This is a genomic window from Clostridium sp. YIM B02555 (assembly GCF_022320955.1).
Taxonomy (GTDB): Bacteria; Bacillota; Clostridia; order Clostridiales; family Clostridiaceae; genus Clostridium; species Clostridium saccharoperbutylacetonicum.
Window position 1 is genome coordinate 59496 of the sequence record NZ_JAKJJY010000021.1, and the last position, 23414, is coordinate 82909.

Here is a 23414-nt window from a genome sequence, read left to right on the forward strand (position 1 = left end):
ATATTAATTTTTTTATTCTTTAAGAATTTATAATGTAATTAAATCTGTGGATAATATATGAAAAGGGCTATTTAAATGATTTGTGTATAAGAAAAGAATAAAAAACAAATCATATTCGCTTGCATAAAATGTTCTTATATGCAGCATAGCTGCCTTTTCTAATGTGTATACCTTTTAAACAGAAAATCTAATTTTGCAAAGTTATGGTTACTATTTCTGGCATATTAAATATTCTTATACCTGGTGAACTATGCCCCATTCCTCTACTAACAATAAGTTTCTTATTATCTATATCATAAATTCCGCTATTATATTTAGGGAAAAATTTTCTTTCTGGAGAAAGCAATCCACCTATAAATGGTATTCTTATCATTCCTCCATGAACATGACCAGCTAAAGTCAAATCAATATTATGTTTTGCATAGAAATCAAAATATAGTGGATTATGAACTAATAAAATATTGTATTCCTTACCTTTACATTTAATTAATTCAGTACTTACAATTTCTTCTATATTGGATGGTCTATTTTTTATTTTATAAAACGAAAGTGGAATATCGAGGCCATATAAATTAATCCAATCCTGTTTTCTAGTTAGCGTAATTTTTTGATTATTTATTACTTTAACATTCAAATTCTTAAGCTTAGTCATAATTATATTTAAGTAATAACAATTTAACCTTTTTTCATGATTTCCTACTATATAATACATCTCATATTTTCCACTCAAGGCCTCAACCAAGCTAAAAAAATTATCAAATTTTTTATCGTATTTATTTACCATATCACCCGTCATAACTATAATATTAGGTTTTTCATTATCTATTTTACCAATAATAGTACTATTATTATCTCCTATATACTTATAATTATGAAAATCCGACAAATGAATAATCTTAAAGTTATTAAATTCTTTTGGAATTTTATTATTAACAATTTTATATTTTGATATTCCTAATAACTTATTATCTAAATACGTATATGTGGTTAGTAATGATAAACCCAACAGTAAAACTATATTTTTTATCATTGATTTGCTCCATTCTCTTGAAATTTATAAAATTTCTCTTTCTAATCTGTAAATAAAATCATTTATCCCCTTCATAACCCAAACAACAATATACTTTTGACTTTCATTAAAATTTCGTAACTTATTTACTATTTTATTGCAAAACCATCTTATATTCTCTGTTACAGCTTTAAGATGTGCCTCTGATTTAGTTTCTTCAATATATATAAATTCATCCCAAAAGACTAAAGGTAAAATTAAAATTTCTACTAAAGCATAACTTTTAATAAAATCCTCGTCTTGTTCATATTTACTTCTATAATAATCCATTATTAAATATTCCCCTGCAAAAGTCATTATATTTTTTTCATCTTTCTTGCATAAAAATAATTCTATTATATCTATAACTTTATCAACAATTGCTCTTTCAGAATTTTCATTTAAATTTGAAATTATATATTTTGAAAAATCATTTATTATATCAAATATTACTGATTCATTTGTTTCCTGCCTTAATTTTCCGTTTTTGTCTAAAAGTATATTTGCTCTATGATAGTCAAATGGATTAACTTGAAAATCTGTCTTTATAAAATGATTTTCTTCTGAAATGGTATTAAATAAACAACTGACATAATCATATTCTGCATTTATACAAACAATTTTAGATTGATTTTTATTAATCTCTTCCCTATAGCTTTCTAAAAAACTATTAGAAAAACCTTGTCCATTAACTGATACACATTTCTTGATTTTAGACGATAAAATTGTTACATATTGTGCTTTATTACCACCTTTAGAATGTCCTGATACAGTTATATTATCATAATTTAAATTATTTATAAATTTTAAAGCTTCAAATTGTTCATTAGTAACAGAAGTATATGCGCCTTCTCCATTATCCTCCCACTCTGCTTCTGTACTGGTGCCTCTAAAAATAACAACAGCATTATTATTTTCATTTACTAAACATGCAAACTTCATACCATTTTTATAAGCAGCTATATTTTTAATTCTATAATTACATAAATTATTATTTTCTCTTATGTAATTTAATATTTTTATCCATTGATATTTAGGCGTTTTTATTATACAATTTCCTATATTTCCCATAAGCTTATCAAAATCTGCATCCTTTAATATATCATAAACAATTTCCTTAATACTCTTATTTTCTTTTGCTTCCCATTCTAAATATATTAAATTATCCAAAAGAATTAATTCTGCATATGACAGTTGTTCCATAGATACCTCCATTATATACCTAGTTATCTGAACTTAAAACTAAATTTTATTCCTGTAACTAATCTATGCTCAATTATTATTTTTGAACTAAAATGATTAATTATTAGCTATTAAAGAATTAATATTATTTTTAAATAATAAAATAACCTGTAGTCTCCAACTCGAAAACCTACAGGCTATAATATAAATTACATAACTATATTTTACTATTAAATAATTTTAAAAAAACATCTTCATTATATATATAATAAGTGCTGATAAAGTTGCAGTAATAGGGATTGTTAATATCCAAGCCCAAACTATATTTTGTGCTACTCCCCATTTAACAGACTTAAATCTCTTTGACGCTCCAACACCCATTACAGTAGTTGAAATTATATGTGTTGTACTTACTGGTGCATGGAAAAATGTAGCTAAGAAGATTACCGCTGCTCCACCAGTTTGAGCTGCGAATCCATTAACAGGTGTTAATTTAGCCATCCCACTTCCCATAGTTTTGATAATTTTTTTTCCTCCTGATGCTGTTCCCAATGCCATAGCTAAAGCACAACATGCTATTACCCAAGTAGGAACTGCAAATTCAGTAATAAATTTTCCACTTAGCAAGGCCATGGTAATTAATCCCATTGATTTTTGAGCATCATTACTACCGTGGTTTAATGCCATAAGCGCACCTGCAACCACTTGGAATTTTAAAAATATCTTATTTACTAAACCAGGTTTAAAAGGTCTTAAAATCCAATTTAATAATATCATTAAAAAGTATCCAACTACAAAACCTATAATTGGAGCAATAAATATCCAAATTATTACTTCATGAAATAAATTAGACCAATTTACTACATTAAAACTATTATTATATGCTATTCCTCCACCCATTAATGCTCCAATTAGAGCATGAGAAGAACTGCTTGGTATACCAAAATACCAAGTTATTATATTCCATATTATCGCTGAAATTAAAACTCCTAATATAACCCATTGTTCAATCGAGTTATGGCTTACTATACTTTCACCTACAGTTTTCGCAACTGCTGTTCCACTAAATGCACCAATAAAATTAAATATTGCACATATTATAATTGCTGTTCTTGGTGTAAGAGCTCTAGTTGTAATTGATGTTGCAACTGCTGTGGCTGTGTCATGAAATCCATTAATAAAATCAAATATTAATACCGTTATTACTATTAATACCGTTATAGTCATAGCACTAAGCATTCTTAATTACAACTCCCTCTATGATATTTGCAATTTTTTCACACTTATCAATAGTGTTTTCCATTATTTGATAAATTTCTTTCCATTTAATAATTTCTATTGGATCTTTTTCATTTCTAAATAATTCGCACACAGTTTGCCTAAATAAACGGTCCGCTCCACTTTCAATTTGGTTTATCACCTTTATCTTCTCAGCAATTTGATTTTTACCGCCCATTAAGTGAAGTTCATCCATTAATTCTACTAAATGACCAGTACATTTAATTAACATATCAGCTAATAATTTTGATGCTTCTGTACTTTGCTTAACATTAAACATTACAAATCTATGTACTGCTGAATTGATTAAATCTAAAACATCATCTAATCTTTTAATTAAAACATAGATATCCTCTCTATCAAATGGAGTAATAAAAGAATCGTTTAATTCTTTAACTATAATACCTACTATTCTATCACCTTGATGTTCTAATTCTTCTATTCTACTTACATCAAGATCAATATTATCTAGTGAATCTAAGGTCCTTCTTAAAAGTTTTGCACCTTCATCAACGATTTGTGCAGCTTCATTAAACAGTTTATAAAATTTGTCTTCTTTTGGATTTAAATTGAACATATTATCACATCTCCCTATAAGTATAAAAATTTAATATATTGCCAAATGTCATAATCCTGTTCTAGTATATTCTATTTTAATATAAATTTAAACTATTTTTAAAAAACTTAACCTAAATTTAATATAAATATGCTTGAATTTTCTCATATATTAATTTTATTAGTAATTTTTGTAATCAAAAACAGATTTAATTTACTTTAATTTATCACTTTAGCAATAATTTCTCAGAAATCTTAACAGAAAATTTGCAAACTAAAAGTTGCAAAAATAATGTAAGAACATATATTACTTTCCATTATTCTATGCAACTTTTAATTTAAATTAATTATTATTCATTATTCTTTTTTGCTCTTGGGAAGTATGTTGTATGCAATAATTCATGAGCCTTATTACTTAGTGGATGTCCTAAATATTTTTCATATATTGCAAGAACTTCTGGATTTTCATTAGATCTTCTAAGAGTCTTAGCTCTATCTATATTATTTAAACCTTCAGCTCTTTTTTGTAAAACTTCGTCTTTATTCTTTCTTATTTTAGGTTGACCACCGCCACCAATACAGCCTCCTACACACGCCATTATTTCTATAGCATGAAAGAATTCTTCACCAGATCTTACTTTATCCAACATCTTAGCTGCTTCTCTAAGTCCATGAGCAACACCGATTCTCAATTTAATATCTTTGACTTCTATTTCACAAACTCTAAATCCATCCCAGCCTCTAAGACCTTCAAATTCGATGTTGTCAACTCTTTCTCCAGTCATATTTTCCATGGCTGTTCTTACAGCTGCTTCAATAACTCCACCTGTTCTACCAAAAATGATACCAGCACCAGTATATTCACCCATTACTGTATCTATTTCTTCATCTTCAAGAGTTCTTAAATCTATTCCTGAATCTTGGAAAATCTTAATAAGTTCTCTTGTTGTTATAACATAGTTAACATCTGAATCTAGATTTACAGAAAATTCTGGTCTTGATGCTTCATATTTTTTAGCAATACAAGGCATAATTGCAACTGACGATATTTCTTCTCTCTTTAATCCTTTTTCTTTTGCCCAGATTTCTTTAGCAACAATACCAAACATCTCCATAGGAGATTTTGCTGAAGAAGGAACTTCTAACATATCACCATAATTTTGTTCTATAAATTTAATCCATGAAGGACAGCATGAAGTAAGTATTGGAAGTTTTACATTTTCATCTCCTGCAAGATGCTTTTCAAGTCTTTCTTGAAGTTCAGCTGCTTCTTCCATTATTGTCAAATCAGCTCCCCAAGAAGTATCAAATACATAGTCTACTCCTAACTTTCTAAGTCCTGCTGCTAATTTCTTTTCAACATTTTCTCCTGGTTCAAAGCCAAAAGCTTCACCTATAGCTACACGAACAGCTGGAGCCATTTGAGTAATTACAACCTTATTAGGTGTTGCTAAGTTTCTAAGGAATAAAAGAGTATTATCTCCCGTAAATATTGCATCTACTGGACATGCTGATACACAGGCACCACAATGAGTACATCTATTATCGTCTATTACATGTTGTTTTTTCAATTCTCCATCTATACAATCCACTGGACATGCTCTTTTACAAGCTCCACATCCAATACATTTCTTTGTAATTTTTAGTTTAATTAAATGACTACACTGAGAAGTTGGACATTTCTTTTCTTCAATGTGTTCCTCAATTTCTTCGTAAAATTTATCTATAATTTCTTCCATTATATTATGCTTTTGATTCATTTTAGTCTTAACAGTTATTGCAAGATTTCTTAATGTATAAAGTTCACGCATATTAGATACGCCTTTACTTATTCTATTTAAGACATTATACATTTCTGTTATATCTTCTTTTACTATTTCATAATTTTTATAAGAACCATCCTTGATTTTTGCTAATAAGTATCTTATATAGAATTTTTCAAATTGGATTATACAATCCTCTTGTGATAAAACAATAATTGTCTTTGCTATATTTTCATAAAACAAATTAAAATCAAATTCTTTATTTAAACTATCTTCAGTTAAAAAACCACCAAAAGGTAATCCAATTTGTGCTGCTTTAAAACCACTTTTATTTATTAGTCCACCACATAATTCTATTATATCATTAAGAGTTGCCCCTTCTGGAACTTCTATTATCCCCGGTTTATTAACCTTACCGCAGATTGCTATTTTTCTGCCATCCTTTAATTGTTTTAACTCTTCCTCACTAAAAACTGAGAATACTGATCCTAATGAACTTTGAATAAATGATGTATTGTTGTTCACCATAATTTCACTCCTTATTTTCATGTAATGGTTATATTAAATTTAGTTACTAACAAATACATTTTTTCCCACAAAAATTTAAATTTGTTATTTTGAAAACTAAAATTTATTTACATTTTTAAGTATATCATATTTTAATTAAAAAATCCTTTGACAGAATATTATTATTATTATCAAAAAAAGACTTTAAATTGATAATCTTTATATATCCTTACTTACCTTTTCTTTAAACTCTTCAACTCCAACTCTATCAATAAAAAATCCTAATTTTTCTCCATCTTCTGCAAATTCCATGTAATATTCAAAAATATTATCTACTAACTTAAGTGCTTGTTCTTCTGATATATCTTGTGCAATAATATCTGCCATCCTTGGATTATACCCTCCAGAACCCCCAGCAGAAACAATAAATCCCGTCTTATCTGCTGCAATTACACCTACATCTTTACTATATACACTACCACAAGCATTTCTACAGCCTGCAACCCCAATTTTAGTTCTACACGGAGTCTCCATCCACTGATACTTTTTTGAAAGTTTCATACCTATTCCAATTGTATTAAATTTTGACCTCTTACAATAACCTGCTGGACACATTTCTACATTCTTAACTGAATTTTGCGTTCTTACAGCAGGTTCCATTCCTAGTTCATTCCATATAGCTTCCAAGTCTTCCTGCTTAAGGTTAGTTATTAATATTCTTTGACCAGATGTAATTTTAAGTACCCCTTTATATTTTTTAGCTACATCTAAGATTTTTTGCATATTATCTATAGTTATAAATCCCCCTGGAATATGTGGGGTTATTGCGAAAGTTCTCTTTCCATTTATAACTTTTTGAAGATTTCCATAACTCATATTATCCCTCCGTTCTAGTTTGCAGTTTACAATTTTACAGTTTACAATGAATGTTTAAACATCCACAGGTGAAAGTTCATGTTTCCAAATATAAAAGCTCTAAGGAGAAAGTTCGTATAACCAAATATAAAAGCTCCAGAGGAGAAACTTCATGTTTCCAAATATAAAATTTGGACATTCACTTTTTGGACACTTACTTTTGCTCCAGGATTTCTATTTAATTAATGTAGAACTTTTATCAGAACTTATGCATTATAATTATATTACATAACAAAATAGCAATACGTATCATATGTTACAATACAAAAGCCCATAAAAAGAATACAATGATACTATTTCAATAAATTTTAATCAATCTTCGTACCACAGTAAGGGCAAAATTTAAAATTACCATCTACTTCATTTTTACAATTTCTACATATAGTCTTTCCATATACATTAGAACCATATTGCTTTTGATCCAAATCATATAAATCCCAATATGTTATGTTTATATTCTCACCACGCTCAATTGCTTTACCTTTTTCTTTTTTAATACCATATACTTCGTTACAATTTTCACATACTAAATAATATTTTTCATTCCACTTAAAAATAGGTATAAAGAAGAAATGAAAAAAATCATAGCTTTTTATTAAGTGACCTTTGACTGTTGATTTACATCTATTACAATTGATATTATCTATAATAGTAATTTCCTTTTCTTTACTTTCTATTCCAAATATTCCTATAAAAAACATACACTCATTTCCTTTAATATTTTTTTGTTGACTTCTAAAGCATTATTGCCATGACAATATTATAACATAGAAATACTTCTATTGTTTACTATGTTCTCAATATGTTGTTGTTAAATAAGAGTATTAAAGAAAAAACAAGCCAGTATTTCTACCAATGTCATCTTAACTTAATGACATTGGTATGTCTACTAACTTGTTTCTCTACAAAATAAAATTTGATTTTATTAATTTATAAGGCTTCACCAAGATAAGCCTTTTTAATTTCATCATTTGCAAGTAATTCTTGTCCTGAACCACTTAATGTAATTCTTCCAGTCTCCATAATATAACCTACATCAGCTATTTTAAGAGCCGCATTAGCATTTTGTTCTATCAAAAGAACTGTCATACCTTCTTCATTAATCTTTTTAATTATTCCAAATAATTCTTTAACTATTATAGGCGCTAGACCTAAAGAAGGTTCATCCATCATTATAAGCTTAGGTCTTGACATTAAAGCTCTACCTATAGCTAACATCTGCTGTTCTCCACCTGAAAGTGTCCCAGCTAATTGCCAAGTTCTTTCCTTAAGTCTAGGAAATAATGAATATACTTTTTCTAAATCTTCTGCGATACCTTTAGCATCATTTCTTGAGTATGCACCTATTTTTAAATTTTCTAAAACTGTAAGGTCAGAAAAAACCCTTCTACCTTCTGGTACTAAAGCAATTCCTTTTTTAACCATTAATTCAGTATTAAGCTTAGTTAAATCAGTTCCTTCATAATCTATACTTCCACTTTTAGGTTTAACAAGACCTACTATGGATTTCAAGGTAGTACTTTTCCCAGCTCCATTTGCTCCAACCAAAGTAACAATTTTACCACTAGGTACTTCCATGCTTATGCCTTTTAAGGCTTCTATTCCTCCATAAGCAACTACTAAATTATCAATTTTAATCATCTTCAGATACCCCCAAATATGCGTCTATAACCTTCTTATTGTTTTGTATTTCAGAAGGTGTACCTTCAGCTATAGTAATACCATATTCAAAAACTTGTATTCTATCAGATAAACTCATAACCATACTCATATGATGTTCAATCATAAATATTGATAACTTGAACTTATCTTTTATTTCTTTAATAAAAGCAGTAAGCTCATCTGTTTCTGTAGGATTCATTCCTGCTGCTGGTTCATCAAGCAAAAGAAGTTTAGGATTAGTTGCAAGTGCTCGAGCTATTTCAAGCTTTCTTTGCTTACCATATGGAAGCGAACTAGCTTTTTCATCTTTTAAGTCTTCAAGACCTAATTCTCTCAAAAGGTCTAGAGATTTTTTAACCATTTCCTTTTCTTCTTTTCTGTATTTAGGAAGTTTTAACATAGCTTCAAAACAATTTGATTTTATATGTACGTGATTAGCAATTAATACATTGTCAAGCACACTTAAATCTTTAAATAATCTTATATTTTGAAAGGTTCTTGCTATACCAGTTTGAGTTATTTTATCTTGTCTCATCCCTGTAATATTAGTACCATTAAAAGTAATTTGTCCTTTTGTAGGAGTATAAACATTAGTAATCATATTAAAAGCTGTAGTCTTTCCAGCCCCATTTGGTCCAATTAATGAAATTATTTCACCTTCATTAATTTGAAGATTAAAATCACTTACAGCTGTAAGTCCTCCAAACTGCATTGTTGCATTTTGAACATTTAATAATGCCATTATTTATCTCCCCCTTCTTCTAGAGGTTTATTGTTTGTATATTTAAATATTGATTTCCATGAAAATTCTTTTGTTCCCATAATTCCATGTCTAAAGAACAATACTATTACCATAAGTAATATCGAGAATATAACCATTCTTAAACCTGGTATACCTGTAAAACTGAAAATTCCTAAATCAAACACTTTTTCCATGTCCAAAAATCTTAAGACTTCTCCAAGAATTGTTACAATGAAGGCTGAAATTACTGTACCAGTAACACTTCCCATACCACCAATTACTATAATAAGAAGTATATTAAAAGTAAGACTGAATTTGAACATATTAGGATCTATTGTTCCCATTAAGTTACCAAGTAAACCTCCGCCTACTCCTGCAAAAAACGCTCCAACAGCAAATCCAATAACCTTATGTTTAAATAAACTTATTCCCATGCTTTCAGCAGCTATTTCATCTTCTCTAATTGCCTTTAAAGCTCTACCATAGGAACTATTTATAAGTGACAATAAAATTATTATGGTTGCAATAGTAATTCCAAAACTCCAGTATAAATTTGTCATGTGAGGAATACCTCTAAGACCTAAAGCACCATTAGTTAAGCTTTGTGCATTAGTAATTACTATTCTAATAATTTCTGCAAACCCTAAAGTAACAATAGCTAGGTAATCTCCTTTAAGTCTTAAAGCTGGAGCACCAATTAAGATTGCTATTAGGGCTGATAAAAGTCCTGCTATAATTAACGCTATTATAAATGGCACTGAAATATGATTAAATGGTGCCATTAATGGTTCCATAAAGAAATTTTGATTTTTTACTTTTTCAGACATAGTTAATAATGCAGTTGTATATGCACCTATTGCAATAAACCCAGCATGTCCTAATGAAAAAAGTCCTGTAAATCCATTTATTAAATTCAAACTAAGTCCAAGCACTGTATATATAGCACATAAATTCAAAATTCTAATTTTATATGAGTCTAAGCCATTATTTGCAACAAACAAGAGTAAAAATACAATTGCAATAAGAGCTATATTTAAAAATTTATTTTTATTGTTCATTTTTACACCTTCTCTGTTAGATTTTTGCCCATAATTCCAGTAGGCTTAAATAATAATATTATAATTAATAAAACGAAAGCTAATGCATCTCTATATCCAGTTAATGCTGGAAAGAATCCAACTAACATGATTTCTGTTAGTCCAAGAATAAATCCACCAATAACTGCACCTTTAATATCTCCAATACCACCTATTACAGCAGCTATAAAGCATTTTAATCCTGGCATCATCCCCATAAGAGCAACTATCTGGGGATATTTCACACACCACATCATTGATCCTACAGCTGCAAGTCCTGAACCTATTGCAAAAGTAAAAGATATTATTCTATTCACGTTTATACCCATAAGTCTTGCAGTTTCTACATCCTTAGATGCAGCTCTCATAGCCATACCAACATTTGTATTATTAACAAGATGTAATAAAATGAATAATAAAATTATAGTAACTATTGGAATGATAAAAGTAAGATTTTGAATCGAAACCCCACCTATAACCATAACGTTAGTAAATAATTTTATATCAGGGAATGCCTTAGGTCTTCCCCCAAATAAAACAACCGCTAAATTTTCAAGTAAGAAAGACACACCAATTGCAGAAATCAAAACTGAAATCTTAGGTGCATTTCTAAGTGGTCTGTACGCTGCAAACTCAATTCCCATTCCAAGTACTGCTGTAATTACAATAGCTATTATAAAAGCAAAGTACCAAGGTAGTCCAAACGTTGCTATTCCAAAGAATGCGAAGTATGCCCCCATCATAAATATATCTCCATGAGCAAAGTTTATAAGCTTTAGTATTCCATAAACCATTGTATAACCAATAGCTATTAAGGCATATAAGCTTCCCAGTGAAATCCCATTTGCCAAGTTTTGCATGAATGTTGTAAAATCCATTAATGTCATATTTTCACCCCTATTTTATTCTGGTTTTATTGTGTCTAGATATGTAAACTTACCATCTTTAACAACCTTTAAAACCGCATCTTTTACTGCATTATTATTTTCATCTATCGTTATAACTCCAGCTGCTCCAGGGAAATTCTTAGTTTTTGCAATTTCATCTCTAATTTTCACTGGATCAGTTGAATTTGCTCTCTTAATTGCATCTAAAATTACCAAATAAGCATCATATGATAGTGCAGTTACTGCTGCTGGTTCTTTATTATATTCTTTTCTATATGCATCTAAAAATGTCTTAGATTCAGTAGTAATAGGTGTCTCACTAGCAAAGAAAGTTGAAAATACTGTACCTTCGACATCCTCTTTACCTATATCTAAGAATTCTGGTGTTTCCCATGTATCACCACCAATTATAGGTGTTTTAATACCAAGTTGTCTCGCTTGTTTTATTATCATTGCACCTTCAGTAAAGTTCCCTGGCGCAAATATAACATCTGGATTACTGCTTTTTATATTTGTAAGCTGAGCTGTAAAATCCTGATCACCAGTATTATAATTTGCTTTAGCTACAACTGCATTTTCATCACCAGTTAATTTCTTAAATTCATCAGTAAAAAATTTACAAATACCAACTGAATAATCACTTGAAACCTCTTGAAGAAGTGCCACTTTTTTAGCTTTTAAATTATTTGCTGCATATTTTGCCATAACAGTCCCTTGAAAAGGATCTATAAAGCAAACTCTAAAGTAATAATCATTACCTGCAGTTACTAATGGATTTGTACAGGATGCTCCAACTGCAGGAACCTTAGCTTCCTGCACTATATCTCCCGCTGCCATTGAATTACCGCTTCCCCAACTTCCAATAATAGCGTTAACATGTTCCTGCTCAATAAGATTTGCTGCTGCACTTGCTGCTTCTACCTTGTCTGACTTGTTATCAGCAAAAACCAACTCTACTTTTTTCCCAAGTACAGTTGGATATAGTTTATTAGCAAGCTTTGCTCCTTCTACCTCCAATTCTCCTCCAGCTGCATTAGCACCTGTCATTGGTTCGAACACTCCGATTTTAATTACGTCGCTGTCCACATTTGCTTTTGTATCAGATTTTGAACTACACCCAGCTAAACTAAACGAAGCTGTCATTGCTAGCACCAAAAGCAAAGAAATTTTCCTTTTCATAAAATAATAGCCCCCCCTTATGTAAATTAACTTCTAGTGGTCACAAAAACATCATTCTTAAAATATATTTAAGGTTATAATATTTTTATGAATCTGATATTATCTTTAAAATTGTATATAGAATAAAAATACTATATAAATATTAATAATTTATCAAAATTATCTTTTAATTTTTAACAGATAATACACATAATTTATACTATATCATATAATCTGTTATGTCAACTTTTGTCACTGAAATTTATTTAAATTTTGATGAGAAATAGCACGGTATATGCATATATAAGTAGCATTTACTTAAAATTCAAAAAACCTAACAAAAAGGAGAAGTATTTCTCACTTCTCCTTTAAAATCTTTTACATCAATACAATATTCATTAGTTTATTTACTGCAACGTTTATGACATTTTATGCAACATCTATTCTTTTTTAAAAATTGTATGAATTGCTTTATTCCTATTTTTTTACCAACTTTGCATCCTTTTTTAAATCCTTTTTCAAAGCCTTCCTTATAAACCTTCTCTAAAACCTCAGTAATGCAATTGTTCTTCTGATCATAATTGTTCTTTTGATCATACTCGGAATTCTTATCCTCGTAACTATTATCCATTTCTTCACAATCACATTTTAGTTCATCAAGGCCATAGTCCATTTCATCATAACTACTATCTATTTCTTCCATAAATTCATATTCATTTTTAAAACAATCAAATTCATTTTTATCATATTTGCTATCCATTCTATTATCTCCTTCGTAATCACAAAAATTATATATTACTTTTTTTGTAAACACATAGCTTTATATAAATAGGAGTTACCAAATAATATATCCTCAATTATATACTATGCTACTTATTAATTTTTGGTATTACTAATAACAAAAAGATAATTATATATACAATGGTTAATTCTCAATGATCACTGAAATAATAAAGTGTCAATGAATGTTGATTTCCTTTGGAAATCTTTATGTCTTAAAAAATTCATTTACAAAACAAATATGTTCACCAAATAAACTATTTTGAAAATTAAAATCCTGCTGATTCTGCCTTTACTCCAGATTCTTTCAACTCTTTTATTGCATCCTTAAACATTGCATTGTCTGGTGCAATTTTTGCTGCTTGTTCATAGCAATATAAAACTTTATTTAAATCTTCTAAATGATAATAGCAAGCTGCAAGCCTATTAATCAATTCGCTATTAAGTCTATTAATTTTAAGTGACATTTTATAATATCTTACTGCTGACTTATAATTCATGCTGTACTTATCATGCTCTGTGAACTCAACTATATTTTCTCTCTTTAAATATATATTTCCTATGCATTCATATACAGCACAAATCAACAATAAATTCTTTTCTTTTTCTTCATCACTAATATTTTTTTCACCAGTCCTTAAATGCATCAAAGCATTTTCCGCATCATCTAATTCTGCATAGGAAAGACCTAAATAAATATGCGCTAACGAGTCATCAGAATCATCAGAATTATCGCAATACTTTTCAAAAGCATCTATTGCTTCTTTAGTTTTAGCTAATTTTCTTAATACTAATCCTTTAATATAGTAACTATAATAATTTTCTTCATAAAATTCAACTGCACTTTCTGTAAAATACAAAGCTTTTTCAAGTTTTCCTTTTTCATAATCACTCATTGCAAGGTTATTTAACACCAAAGATAATTGCTTTTCATCTTTTATTGTTCCACCCTTTACATTTATTCTGTTTTCCTCTAAAAATAAGTTTATTTTATCTTGTATATTTTTATTTTCTTCCATTATAATATCCTCACTTTTTTATAATTTGTTATTTATCCTTAATATTATTTTATATAATTAACTTTATAACTTTTATTATTACAATTTATCCTTACTATATTTTATCAATTAATATTTATTTTTAAAATAATTTTTTTCAATTATAGTATCAGCTATATCAAAGGTCTCTTTTAAATGATTAAGTTCTTTTTCATCTTTTGGAATTCCCATTATCTGCCCATCATTTAAAATTGTTGCATCTCTTTCTGTATTTACTAATACTCTTCCCATAGAACTATCTTCAAACGCTTTTCTATCATATCCAAGCATATATAATATTGTTGGCAAGAAATCAGATTGCCCACCAGCTTTAGAAATCACTTCTGGCTGAGATCCTTTTGAATAAATTATATATGGAATTTTTTTATGATTATCTTTCCACCAATCCCCTTCTAACGGAGAATTTTTTATATCATCTTCATAAAATTTATGAACTCCACAATGATCTCCATAAATCATAATAACCGTATTATCTAGCTGATTATTTTTATCTAATTCAGCTATAAATTTTCCAATAGCTTCATCTGTATATCTTACACTTTGAAAATAAGCACCCAACATATTTTCATCAAGTTCTTTTGGCAAATTTAAATATTTCTTATTATCAGGCATTTCAAATGGCCCATGACTTGTTAATGTAGTCATAAAAGCATAGAATGGTTCTTTTTGATTTTTCAATTTTTGAGATATTTGTCTCAAATATGATTCATCTGATAATCCCAATCCTATTTTCTCATCAACATTATATTGTCCAATATCCCATATTTCATCAGCCTTAAAAGATTTATGTAATTCAGCCCAATTCCAATTTCCTGGCACTTCTGCATGAGTTGAAATTGTCTTATAGCCTTCATTCTCTAAATTTTTTTGTAATGAATTAAAAGTAGTCCAAGGATAAGAGAAAACTGTTTTCCCTTCTCTAATTGGAAATATTGATGAATTAACCAACAAATCACAATCTGAACTTGTGCCTGAATTATTTTGTTCATAAATATTATTAAAATAAATACTACTTCCTAAAAGTTTATTTAAATTAGGTGTTATTTCTTGTCCATAAACTTTTTGATTTATAACAAAGTTTTCCATGGATTCTACTTGAATTGCAATTAAATTCTTTCCTTTGAAGATACCTTTATATTGATTATCAGGAAGATTCTCTTTATTATTTTCCATCCAATTTTTAATTTTATCCTCATCTTCGTTCGAAAGTTTCTTATTTTTATCTTGATAAAAATTAATGTCAAAACCATGATATCCTAAAGGGCTCATATCACTAAAAGTTTGAAATGGTGCCCAAGACTGACTAAATAAATTTCTTGATGGATCTATTCTTTTAATATCAATGAAATAATGACCTAATCCAACTACAACAGCACTTATTAAAAATACTGAAAAACCTTTAATTATTCTAAATTGTAATTTGGAATTTCTGTCGCTAGCTTTTATTTTAGCAAATTTGCATATCAAAAATAATATAACAAAATCAATAATGAATGATAAATCTACTAATCTAAAATTTAATAAGTTTTTACCTATTGGATTAAATATCTCGCTATGCGTCATATATCTAACAGATAAAAAAGTTCCATTTGCACGATAATACCAAATATCTGCCACAAATAGAATAGTCACCAATAAATCAATTATAGCAGCAGTTCTTAATCTTCCTTTTTCTTTAAATAGAAGTATAGGACTACAAATAAGAACAATTATTGCTATATGCGCCCATTTTACAGGCGTTCCAAAATAAATATCCCCTAAATTAATGCTTGATGAATCTTGCGTTCTAAGCATAGATAATAATATGATGGATTTATACTGAAGCACAACCACCATAAATAAAAATAGCCAATTGTTTATAAATATACTTTTTAACCTTTGTTTCATTTTTCTACTCTCCACTATTCTGTCTTTAATCCTAATATATTGTAACTCAAACTTTAATTTTAACCAAGAGATTTTTAATTATTATTTAATTTTTTTCCAATATTCTTTTCAAAAACATAGCAATAATAACTTTTCACATATAAAAATGTCATAAAATTCATTCGATAACGAATTTTATGACAAATACTCAATCTTATACCATTAACAACTCAAAACCACTTATCTCTCTTAATAAGTAACACTGCAGCTATAACCATTGTTGGAATAAATATCATTCCAAATACTATCCAAAAAGCAAACTCATAATCATGCATTGGAATTCCTTGAACATTCATAGAGAAAAGACCACTTACAAGTGTCATAGGTAATATAGCTACTTGAATAATAGTGAAGGTACGCATAAGACCATTCATAGTATGATTAGTAAGCGTTGCAAAGGTATTATCAGCAGACTCAATTACTTCTTTATAATTTTCAAGCATATCCCATATTTTTTCGATTCTATCTGTAATATCATCGAAATATATATCCATATCTCTAGGAAGATATTTAGTAATTACTTTTTCTAAAGTTAATATAACAGGTCTTAATGGCTTAATAACACTTCTATAATTTATTATCTGCATTTTTGTTCTTGAAATTAACTCAAGCATCGCCTTAGAACGAGTAGCAAATACTTCCCTATTAATTTCGTTAACCATATTTCCAATCTTATCAAGCATAGGGAAACAATAATCAAATAAAGCTTTAATTATTTCATATAGTAATAATGCTGAACCTTCTTCCATATACTCTTTTCTTGCATTCTCATTGCACTCACATTTTTTTGCCAATTGAACCAAAGGTTTTAATTCGCCTTCATGCAAAGTAACTAAATAATTCTGTCCTATAAATATATCTATTTCTTCTGAATCAAGCCTAACGAGTTCCTTTCTATATCTTGGAAGATGAAGAACTATAAAACTATAATCCTCATAGGAATCAACCTTAGATCTTTGATGTTCTGTCATACAGTCTTCTAATAGAAGTTCATGGAAATCATACATATCCTCAAGCATTTTGATTTCTTTATTAGTTGGCCTTATAATATCAATCCATTTTAGACCATTATACTCAATTATTCGCACTTCTGTGCCCAACTTTCTTAGTATAATTGGTTGTTTTTTATCATTCTTAAATGGTAATGTAAACATGATAATCCTCCTCCATCTTTGGGGAGGATACGTTTATATAAAATGAGCAGCATAAACTAATCCTCCCTTTCTTATATTCAGTTGTTCATAATACTCCTGGGCCGAATAGTCATCCACTCAAATTCACCACCTTATAAAATTCAATTTATTTTATGAAAAGTTTTACTCGACTCGTAAATTATAATAATTTTCATAATAATATGCAAGTAAAACTTTGTTAAATTACCAATAACTTTTTAATTTAAACTAAAACTCAGTATATCCTCTTTCTATTTTGCATAATCTAAGCAGGAAAGGTAGGTTTTTAGCTTATGAAAAAATATATTATCATTTTCTTATTTTTTTTCTTATTGTTAAATAATCTGTTTATAACTCCATCCTTTGCACAAGTAATTAATCTAAAGGAAGGTTTATATAAAGCTAGTGACTTAAATTTACCGACTAATAAACTTCATACTATACAAAACAATTCCCCAAGTGAATATGTTTTTTTTATGATTTTTGACTCAAACCAAATTGCTCAACAGCTGATGCAATTAAATCCTCAATCTGAAAAATATACTCTGACACCATTAGATACAGGTTATCAAATGTTGATTGTTACTAATGGAGAAGTCACTATTGATTAGGTATATAATAATATATTTTTAGTTTTGATTTATATATATTTCTTATTATAAAGTCTATTTATTGAAAGGAGTTATATATGCTAAAGAAAGTTTCATTATTCATTTGCTTTTTTACTCTTTCCTCTATTTTACTTAGCTCGCCTACAATGGCTAGTTCACAAACTCTAAAAAAAGGTTTTTATAAAGCTGGTGATTTAAATCTATCCCCAGATACAATCTACACTATACAAAATAATTCCTTCAGTGAACGAATTTACATACTTATTTTTGATAGCAAAGCTACTCCACTTCAAGGTGTGCGTTTAAAGCCACAATCTCCTAAATTTAATTTAATTCCTCTACAACCAGGCTATAAACTTGTGCTAATAGGAGAAGGTGAACTTGAAATTTCTGACTAATATAATTAATTAGGGAGTTCATTTAAAGATTTAAATTCGTATCCTCTACTCTTCCACTCTTTAATCAAACTATCTAAAATCTCTGTATTAGTTTTAGACACTGCATGAAGTAGGCAGATCATCCCATTTCGAGTATTTTTTAATATTGTTGCCTTAGCTGACTCAGGACTTGGCTGATTATCTACATCGTAGTCTTGATAAGCAAAGGCGAAAAATATGGATTTATAACCTAGTTTCTGAGTATAGTATAGTGACAATTCACTAAAAGTACCTTCTGGAGGTCTAAAATATTTAGACATTTTACATCCAGGTATACTATTAACAGCTTGTTCTACTCCTGTTAATTCAGCATTAAAAGCACTTTCTGATTTAAAGGAAGGCATCGATTTATGCTGCACTGAATGATTACCTATTATATGCCCTTCATTAATCATCCTTTTTATCAAAACTGAATCTTGAACTCCATTAAAGCTTCCAGTAACATATGGCTTGGTCACAAAGAAGGTTGCATGGACATTATTTGTTTTTAAAACATCTAGAATTCTTGAAGTATAACCATTTTCATATCCTTCATCAAAGGTTAAATAGATTATTTTTTTAGAAGTATCTCCAAAGGCATAACCTTTATATTTTTCTAAAAGACTAGCGTTATCTCTTGGAGAATAAAGCCAAGACCAAGGTATTGCCTTAGTACTTAAGCTTGATGTATCTGCTACAATTTTAGGAGTTATTGATTTTTCTTCAGATAAAGCTTCAGAATTTTGTGATTCTGCTAGTTTTTTATTATCTGATTTATCAGCGCCATTAACATTCCCTGCTTCAACTTTCTTTTCTTTACCAGAGTTCGCTTCTATATCATCATCTGATTTTGCTTCTTGCTTGTCTTCAGATGAAACTATTTTTTTATCTGCCTCATTTTTTTCTGAATTTCCATTGGACATTTGGCAGCCTGATAATAGCATTAATGATAATGACATAGTTATGATCAAATTTCTCTTAATCAATTTTATCCCTCCTAACACTATAATGTATGTTAATATTTAACAAAGTGCTAGTACTTTATTAAATTTGAAAAACTTGTATTATTTATACTAATTTTATCACTTCCATAGTAAAATTACGATATACTTTAGTAATAAATACTCTAAAAAAGAAGAATCCTTAATTTAAGTAAAGATTCTTCCTTTATATTATTTTTAAACTCTAATATTAATTTTTCCCCAATATAAAATATTTTCCTTCCTTTAAATTATCTAATTTTATATAAACAAAAAATTAATTATAAATATTAAAATTATCTTTAATATTAAAATTATAGCCATTGCATAACCATCCCCTAAAGCAATTACATCTTTTATTACACTTTACCCTACAATCTTTATTATTTTTTTAAGTATTTTAAATAAAATAAAACTAATTACAGCTATACTTACTATATCAATAGATAAAACCTTAATTAAATCCGAAGCTATTAATGGTGCATATTCACCAGATTTGTATATAATTCTAGAAACCCTATCTTCTGTAAATATAATGTTTAAAACTGAAGCTGCCCCTACTGATAAATATATACTAATAATAGTTTCGTTTACTTTGCTAGAAAATATCTTTCCAGATGTTTCTAGTTTTGATCTTTTTTCAAAAAAGTTAAATGCAAAGAAGGTGATTCCTATAATAATAAGCATTACTATACTTCCTTTTAATATAAGACCGAATTGTTCATTATCAAAATTTCCTTGTCCAAATAACAAATTATAATGTCTTACACCATCCTTATCTATCTTTCTAAATATAAAATTATTTATAGTTCTTTCAAACTGACCAAAATATGATATCACCATAAATAACTTAGCTATCCCCCCTATTGTTGCTATTCCTAAACCTATCATACCAATGTAAGCCATTATAGAATTAGAAAACAATAAGTCAATTGTAAGCATTAGCAGTATTCCTAAGACACCAAAAAGAAATAATCTTAATACCTCTATTAATATTATCTGAGGAATATAATTTATAATATACATGAGTTCATGATATTTAATATACACAGTTGCTACAATATATAAATACATTATTATAAATAGTAATAATGTTATAAATAAGCATATTAATTCATTAAGCTTAATTTGTTTCTTAGTATATGGTCCACTGCATAAAAACATAATGTTATTTCTTTTGCTAACTCCATTAGCAAAAATATATATAGCTAAAAAGATTATTCCAAGTATAAAATAATCACCTAAGTTTACTGCATAAAATGAGCTTGAATCAGCTCTAGCAATTTCATATTTCACCCTATCAACATTGGATACTAAGAGCGCACGTGCTAAAAATCCCCAAGTGATAAGGCCAATCAAAATAGCTGCTTTACCAGCATTAAACCACTCGTAAATTAATCCCTTATTTAAATAGTTCTTCATAACTATCCTCCTTATCCACCTTATAAATAAATATATCCTCTAAACTCAAATCAATTTCTTCAATAAATAAAGGCTTTAATGCTTTTAAGCTTTGTATTAATTCTTCATCGTATTCATCTGTAATAATTGTAAATACTCTTCCAACTTTCGATATTTTATTATTTCCTTTTAACTTAAGTTCTTCTTCTGAAATCTGTTTATCAAAAGCAACTTGTATTTTCTTAATTTTATTTTTCATATTTTCTACTGAATTTTCATAAGAAACTACACCTTCATCTAATATAGCTACTTCATCACAAATTCTTTCTAATTCACTTAAATGATGGGAACTTATTACTATTGTCGTCCCATTTTCAATAACTTCATCTGCAAATAGTTTTAATAATTTATTTTTTAGTATTGCATCTAGCCCTGAGGTTGGTTCATCTAAAATTAAATATTTAGCTTTAATTGAAAATGAAAGCATTATAGATAATCTCATTTTCATTCCTTTAGATAATTGAAAAATGAATTTATTTGTTGGTATTTTAAAAATCTTATTTAATTGATTAAATCTAGCTTCATCAAAATTCTTATAGGAATATTTGTAATACTTCAATATTTCCTTAACTTTAAATTTTGACTGCATTATATTTTCATCAGCTACATAACCTATTTCACTTTTAACGTCAACATTATCATAAACTTCTCTTCCATCATAATTTACGGAACCACAAGTTGGCTGATAAATTCCTGTTAGACATCTAAGTAAAGTTGTTTTCCCAACACCATTAGGACCAATTATCCCAAAGATTGTTCCCTTATTTATCTTCAAATTTATATCCTTTAAAATTACTTTTTCATCTATTTCAAAGGATAATTTATTTATTTCGATCATTTATTATCCACTCCTAGCTCTGAAAAGATTTTAAGTGCTAACTCAATGAATGATTCTTTATCCATCCCATTATAATTTGCCTCTAAGATAATTTTTTTTAGCTCCTCAGAAATATTCTGCATTTTCTTTTCATCAACCTTTCTATTAAAATTATCTACAACGTATGTACCTTTTCCTCTTAATGTTTCAATAATTCCAGCTCTTTCAAGTTCTCCATAGGCTTTGCTTATTGTATTAGGGTTTATTGTAAGTAACGCTGCCATTTCTCTAACCGATGGAATCTTATCTCCACCTTGCAATGCCCCTTTTAATATTAATTCTTTAATTCCAAGTTGAATTTGTTCATAAATAGGAGTACTACTCCTAGGATCAACCTTTAGCATGCATGTTTCCTTCTTTTTTATCAGAATTTTTATCTATACCTTCAACGTAATAGTCAATCACCATTCCTTCGCCTTCATCAACCATTACAAAATCAATATCACATTCCTTTTTCGAGATCTCACCATTCTCATCTTTATATGGAAATATTTCTTCAGCTTCCAATCTTACTGGTTCCATTTTTGTTGCCTTATAAGGAATGTTTAATTTCTTTTGAATTTTATTATAGTCTTCAATTAATGCTTTCTTTTCTTCATCATTTAATTCTTTGACATTATTAATTTTTAAATTTTTAAAATCCATTTGTGAATCAGTTAATCTTTTTCTTTTTGAAAGGCATTCAAGAAACTCATCAGTTTCTTCTCTTCTACCAGTATCACTAATTTTTCTAATTTCATTATTTTCTAATTGCGACAAAACATCATTTACTGTATCAAAATGTTTTTTCTTTTGATACATTTTTTCATCATTATTCATACATAGCAAAATTGTAACTACAACAAAAACTCCAGCTCCAATTGCTAAAATTGATTTTTTCATATTAATTCTCCTCCAATCTGTATTATGTGTACTACGTGAACTAGTACACACTTATTATAGTTATTTTTTCCCTATATTGTCAAGTGAAATTTTGTAACTTATATTTTTTATCCGATCATATTCATTGATACTCTTTTGTTAACCTAAAAATATTTCATTAAATTTACACATAAAAAAATTGCAGGCGACTATGGAGCCGGAGATTTTTAATATTAAGTTCCGTATTGTGCTTCGCACTCTTTTTATAGGTGCGCATCTGCCTTTTCGAACGTATGTGAGAAAAATCTGCACATTAGAAATCGCAGCTATGCTGCATATAAGAACATTTTATGCAGGCGAATATGATTTGTTTTTTATTCTTTATCTTATACACAACTCACTTAAATAGCCCTTTTCATATATTATCTACAGATTTTACTGCATTATAAATTCTTAAAGAATAAAAAAAGCACCTACCATTGTATTATGTAGATGCTTA

At 28.4% G+C, this 23414-nt stretch carries 23 protein-coding genes; 2 read left to right on the top strand and 21 right to left on the bottom strand.

Annotation, left to right across the window (positions count from 1 at the left end; genetic code table 11):
• Positions 1-187 precede the first annotated feature (187 nt).
• The 16 genes from L3B98_RS22525 to L3B98_RS22600 form a co-directional block, all read right to left on the bottom strand.
• Entirely contained in the window at positions 188-1030 is an 843-nt protein-coding gene (locus L3B98_RS22525) for a metallophosphoesterase (protein ID WP_077364001.1), read from the bottom strand.
• A 24-nt stretch (positions 1031-1054) separates the two neighbouring features.
• Entirely contained in the window at positions 1055-2251 is a 1197-nt protein-coding gene (locus L3B98_RS22530; protein ID WP_077364003.1) for an Mbeg1-like protein, read from the bottom strand.
• A 219-nt stretch (positions 2252-2470) separates the two neighbouring features.
• Positions 2471-3469, bottom strand: a complete 999-nt coding sequence (locus L3B98_RS22535) for an inorganic phosphate transporter (protein ID WP_077364005.1) — start codon at positions 3467-3469, stop codon at positions 2471-2473.
• Positions 3462-4085: a DUF47 family protein gene (locus L3B98_RS22540; RefSeq protein WP_015393614.1), complete on the bottom strand. Its 624-nt coding sequence runs from the start codon at positions 4083-4085 to the stop codon at positions 3462-3464. The genes L3B98_RS22535 and L3B98_RS22540 overlap by 8 nt, the downstream gene beginning before the upstream one ends.
• 328 nt (positions 4086-4413) lie before the next feature.
• Complete coding sequence (locus L3B98_RS22545; RefSeq protein WP_015393615.1) at positions 4414-6354, bottom strand: [FeFe] hydrogenase, group A; 1941 nt, start codon at positions 6352-6354, stop codon at positions 4414-4416.
• A gap of 198 nt (positions 6355-6552) precedes the next feature.
• The gene (locus L3B98_RS22550) at positions 6553-7209 is read right to left on the bottom strand and encodes an NAD(P)/FAD-dependent oxidoreductase (protein ID WP_238918327.1); all 657 of its coding nucleotides are present in this window, start codon (positions 7207-7209) and stop codon (positions 6553-6555) included.
• 347 nt (positions 7210-7556) lie between these two features.
• Complete coding sequence (locus L3B98_RS22555) at positions 7557-7949, bottom strand: zinc ribbon domain-containing protein (RefSeq protein WP_238918328.1); 393 nt, start codon at positions 7947-7949, stop codon at positions 7557-7559.
• A 229-nt stretch (positions 7950-8178) separates the two neighbouring features.
• Positions 8179-8889: an ABC transporter ATP-binding protein gene (locus L3B98_RS22560; protein WP_077364011.1), complete on the bottom strand. Its 711-nt coding sequence runs from the start codon at positions 8887-8889 to the stop codon at positions 8179-8181.
• Complete coding sequence (locus L3B98_RS22565; protein WP_238918329.1) at positions 8882-9652, bottom strand: ABC transporter ATP-binding protein; 771 nt, start codon at positions 9650-9652, stop codon at positions 8882-8884. The genes L3B98_RS22560 and L3B98_RS22565 overlap by 8 nt, the downstream gene beginning before the upstream one ends.
• Positions 9652-10710 (bottom strand): branched-chain amino acid ABC transporter permease, encoded by a 1059-nt coding sequence (locus L3B98_RS22570; RefSeq protein WP_077364015.1) that lies wholly within the window; start codon positions 10708-10710, stop codon positions 9652-9654. Before L3B98_RS22570 ends, L3B98_RS22565 begins: the two co-directional genes overlap by 1 nt.
• A gap of 2 nt (positions 10711-10712) precedes the next feature.
• On the bottom strand, positions 10713-11615 hold the full coding sequence (locus L3B98_RS22575; RefSeq protein WP_015393621.1) for a branched-chain amino acid ABC transporter permease: 903 nt from the start codon (positions 11613-11615) through the stop codon (positions 10713-10715).
• 15 nt (positions 11616-11630) lie between these two features.
• Entirely contained in the window at positions 11631-12794 is a 1164-nt protein-coding gene (locus L3B98_RS22580) for an ABC transporter substrate-binding protein (protein ID WP_077364017.1), read from the bottom strand.
• A 382-nt stretch (positions 12795-13176) separates the two neighbouring features.
• Positions 13177-13533, bottom strand: a complete 357-nt coding sequence (locus L3B98_RS22585) for a hypothetical protein (protein ID WP_077364019.1) — start codon at positions 13531-13533, stop codon at positions 13177-13179.
• Positions 13534-13822: 289 nt separating this feature from the next.
• The gene (locus L3B98_RS22590; protein WP_077364021.1) at positions 13823-14572 is read right to left on the bottom strand and encodes a tetratricopeptide repeat protein; all 750 of its coding nucleotides are present in this window, start codon (positions 14570-14572) and stop codon (positions 13823-13825) included.
• Positions 14573-14680: 108 nt separating this feature from the next.
• Positions 14681-16498, bottom strand: a complete 1818-nt coding sequence (locus tag L3B98_RS22595; protein ID WP_238918330.1) for an LTA synthase family protein — start codon at positions 16496-16498, stop codon at positions 14681-14683.
• Between the two features lie 209 nt (positions 16499-16707).
• Complete coding sequence (locus tag L3B98_RS22600) at positions 16708-17691, bottom strand: magnesium transporter CorA family protein (RefSeq protein WP_015393626.1); 984 nt, start codon at positions 17689-17691, stop codon at positions 16708-16710.
• Positions 17692-18002: 311 nt separating this feature from the next.
• On the opposite strand from L3B98_RS22600, the gene L3B98_RS22605 reads away from it, so the two are divergent.
• Together L3B98_RS22605 and L3B98_RS22610 are read left to right on the top strand one after the other, a co-directional pair.
• Complete coding sequence (locus L3B98_RS22605; RefSeq protein ID WP_077364025.1) at positions 18003-18320, top strand: hypothetical protein; 318 nt, start codon at positions 18003-18005, stop codon at positions 18318-18320.
• Between the two features lie 77 nt (positions 18321-18397).
• A complete protein-coding gene (locus tag L3B98_RS22610; RefSeq protein ID WP_015393628.1) occupies positions 18398-18718 on the top strand; it encodes a hypothetical protein in 321 nt (106 codons plus the stop codon).
• A 5-nt stretch (positions 18719-18723) separates the two neighbouring features.
• On the opposite strand, the gene L3B98_RS22615 is transcribed toward L3B98_RS22610, so the two are convergent.
• The 5 genes from L3B98_RS22615 to L3B98_RS22635 form a co-directional block, all read right to left on the bottom strand.
• The gene (locus L3B98_RS22615; protein WP_077364029.1) at positions 18724-19722 is read right to left on the bottom strand and encodes a polysaccharide deacetylase family protein; all 999 of its coding nucleotides are present in this window, start codon (positions 19720-19722) and stop codon (positions 18724-18726) included.
• A gap of 360 nt (positions 19723-20082) precedes the next feature.
• Positions 20083-21138 (bottom strand): hypothetical protein, encoded by a 1056-nt coding sequence (locus L3B98_RS22620; protein ID WP_238918331.1) that lies wholly within the window; start codon positions 21136-21138, stop codon positions 20083-20085.
• A complete protein-coding gene (locus L3B98_RS22625) occupies positions 21119-22015 on the bottom strand; it encodes an ABC transporter ATP-binding protein (protein ID WP_238918332.1) in 897 nt (298 codons plus the stop codon). Before L3B98_RS22625 ends, L3B98_RS22620 begins: the two co-directional genes overlap by 20 nt.
• Positions 22012-22398, bottom strand: coding sequence for a GntR family transcriptional regulator (locus L3B98_RS22630; protein WP_238918333.1), 387 nt, complete (start codon positions 22396-22398; stop codon positions 22012-22014). Before L3B98_RS22630 ends, L3B98_RS22625 begins: the two co-directional genes overlap by 4 nt.
• Positions 22385-22936 (bottom strand): hypothetical protein, encoded by a 552-nt coding sequence (locus tag L3B98_RS22635; RefSeq protein ID WP_238918334.1) that lies wholly within the window; start codon positions 22934-22936, stop codon positions 22385-22387. Before L3B98_RS22635 ends, L3B98_RS22630 begins: the two co-directional genes overlap by 14 nt.
• Between the last annotated feature and the right edge of the window lie 478 nt (positions 22937-23414).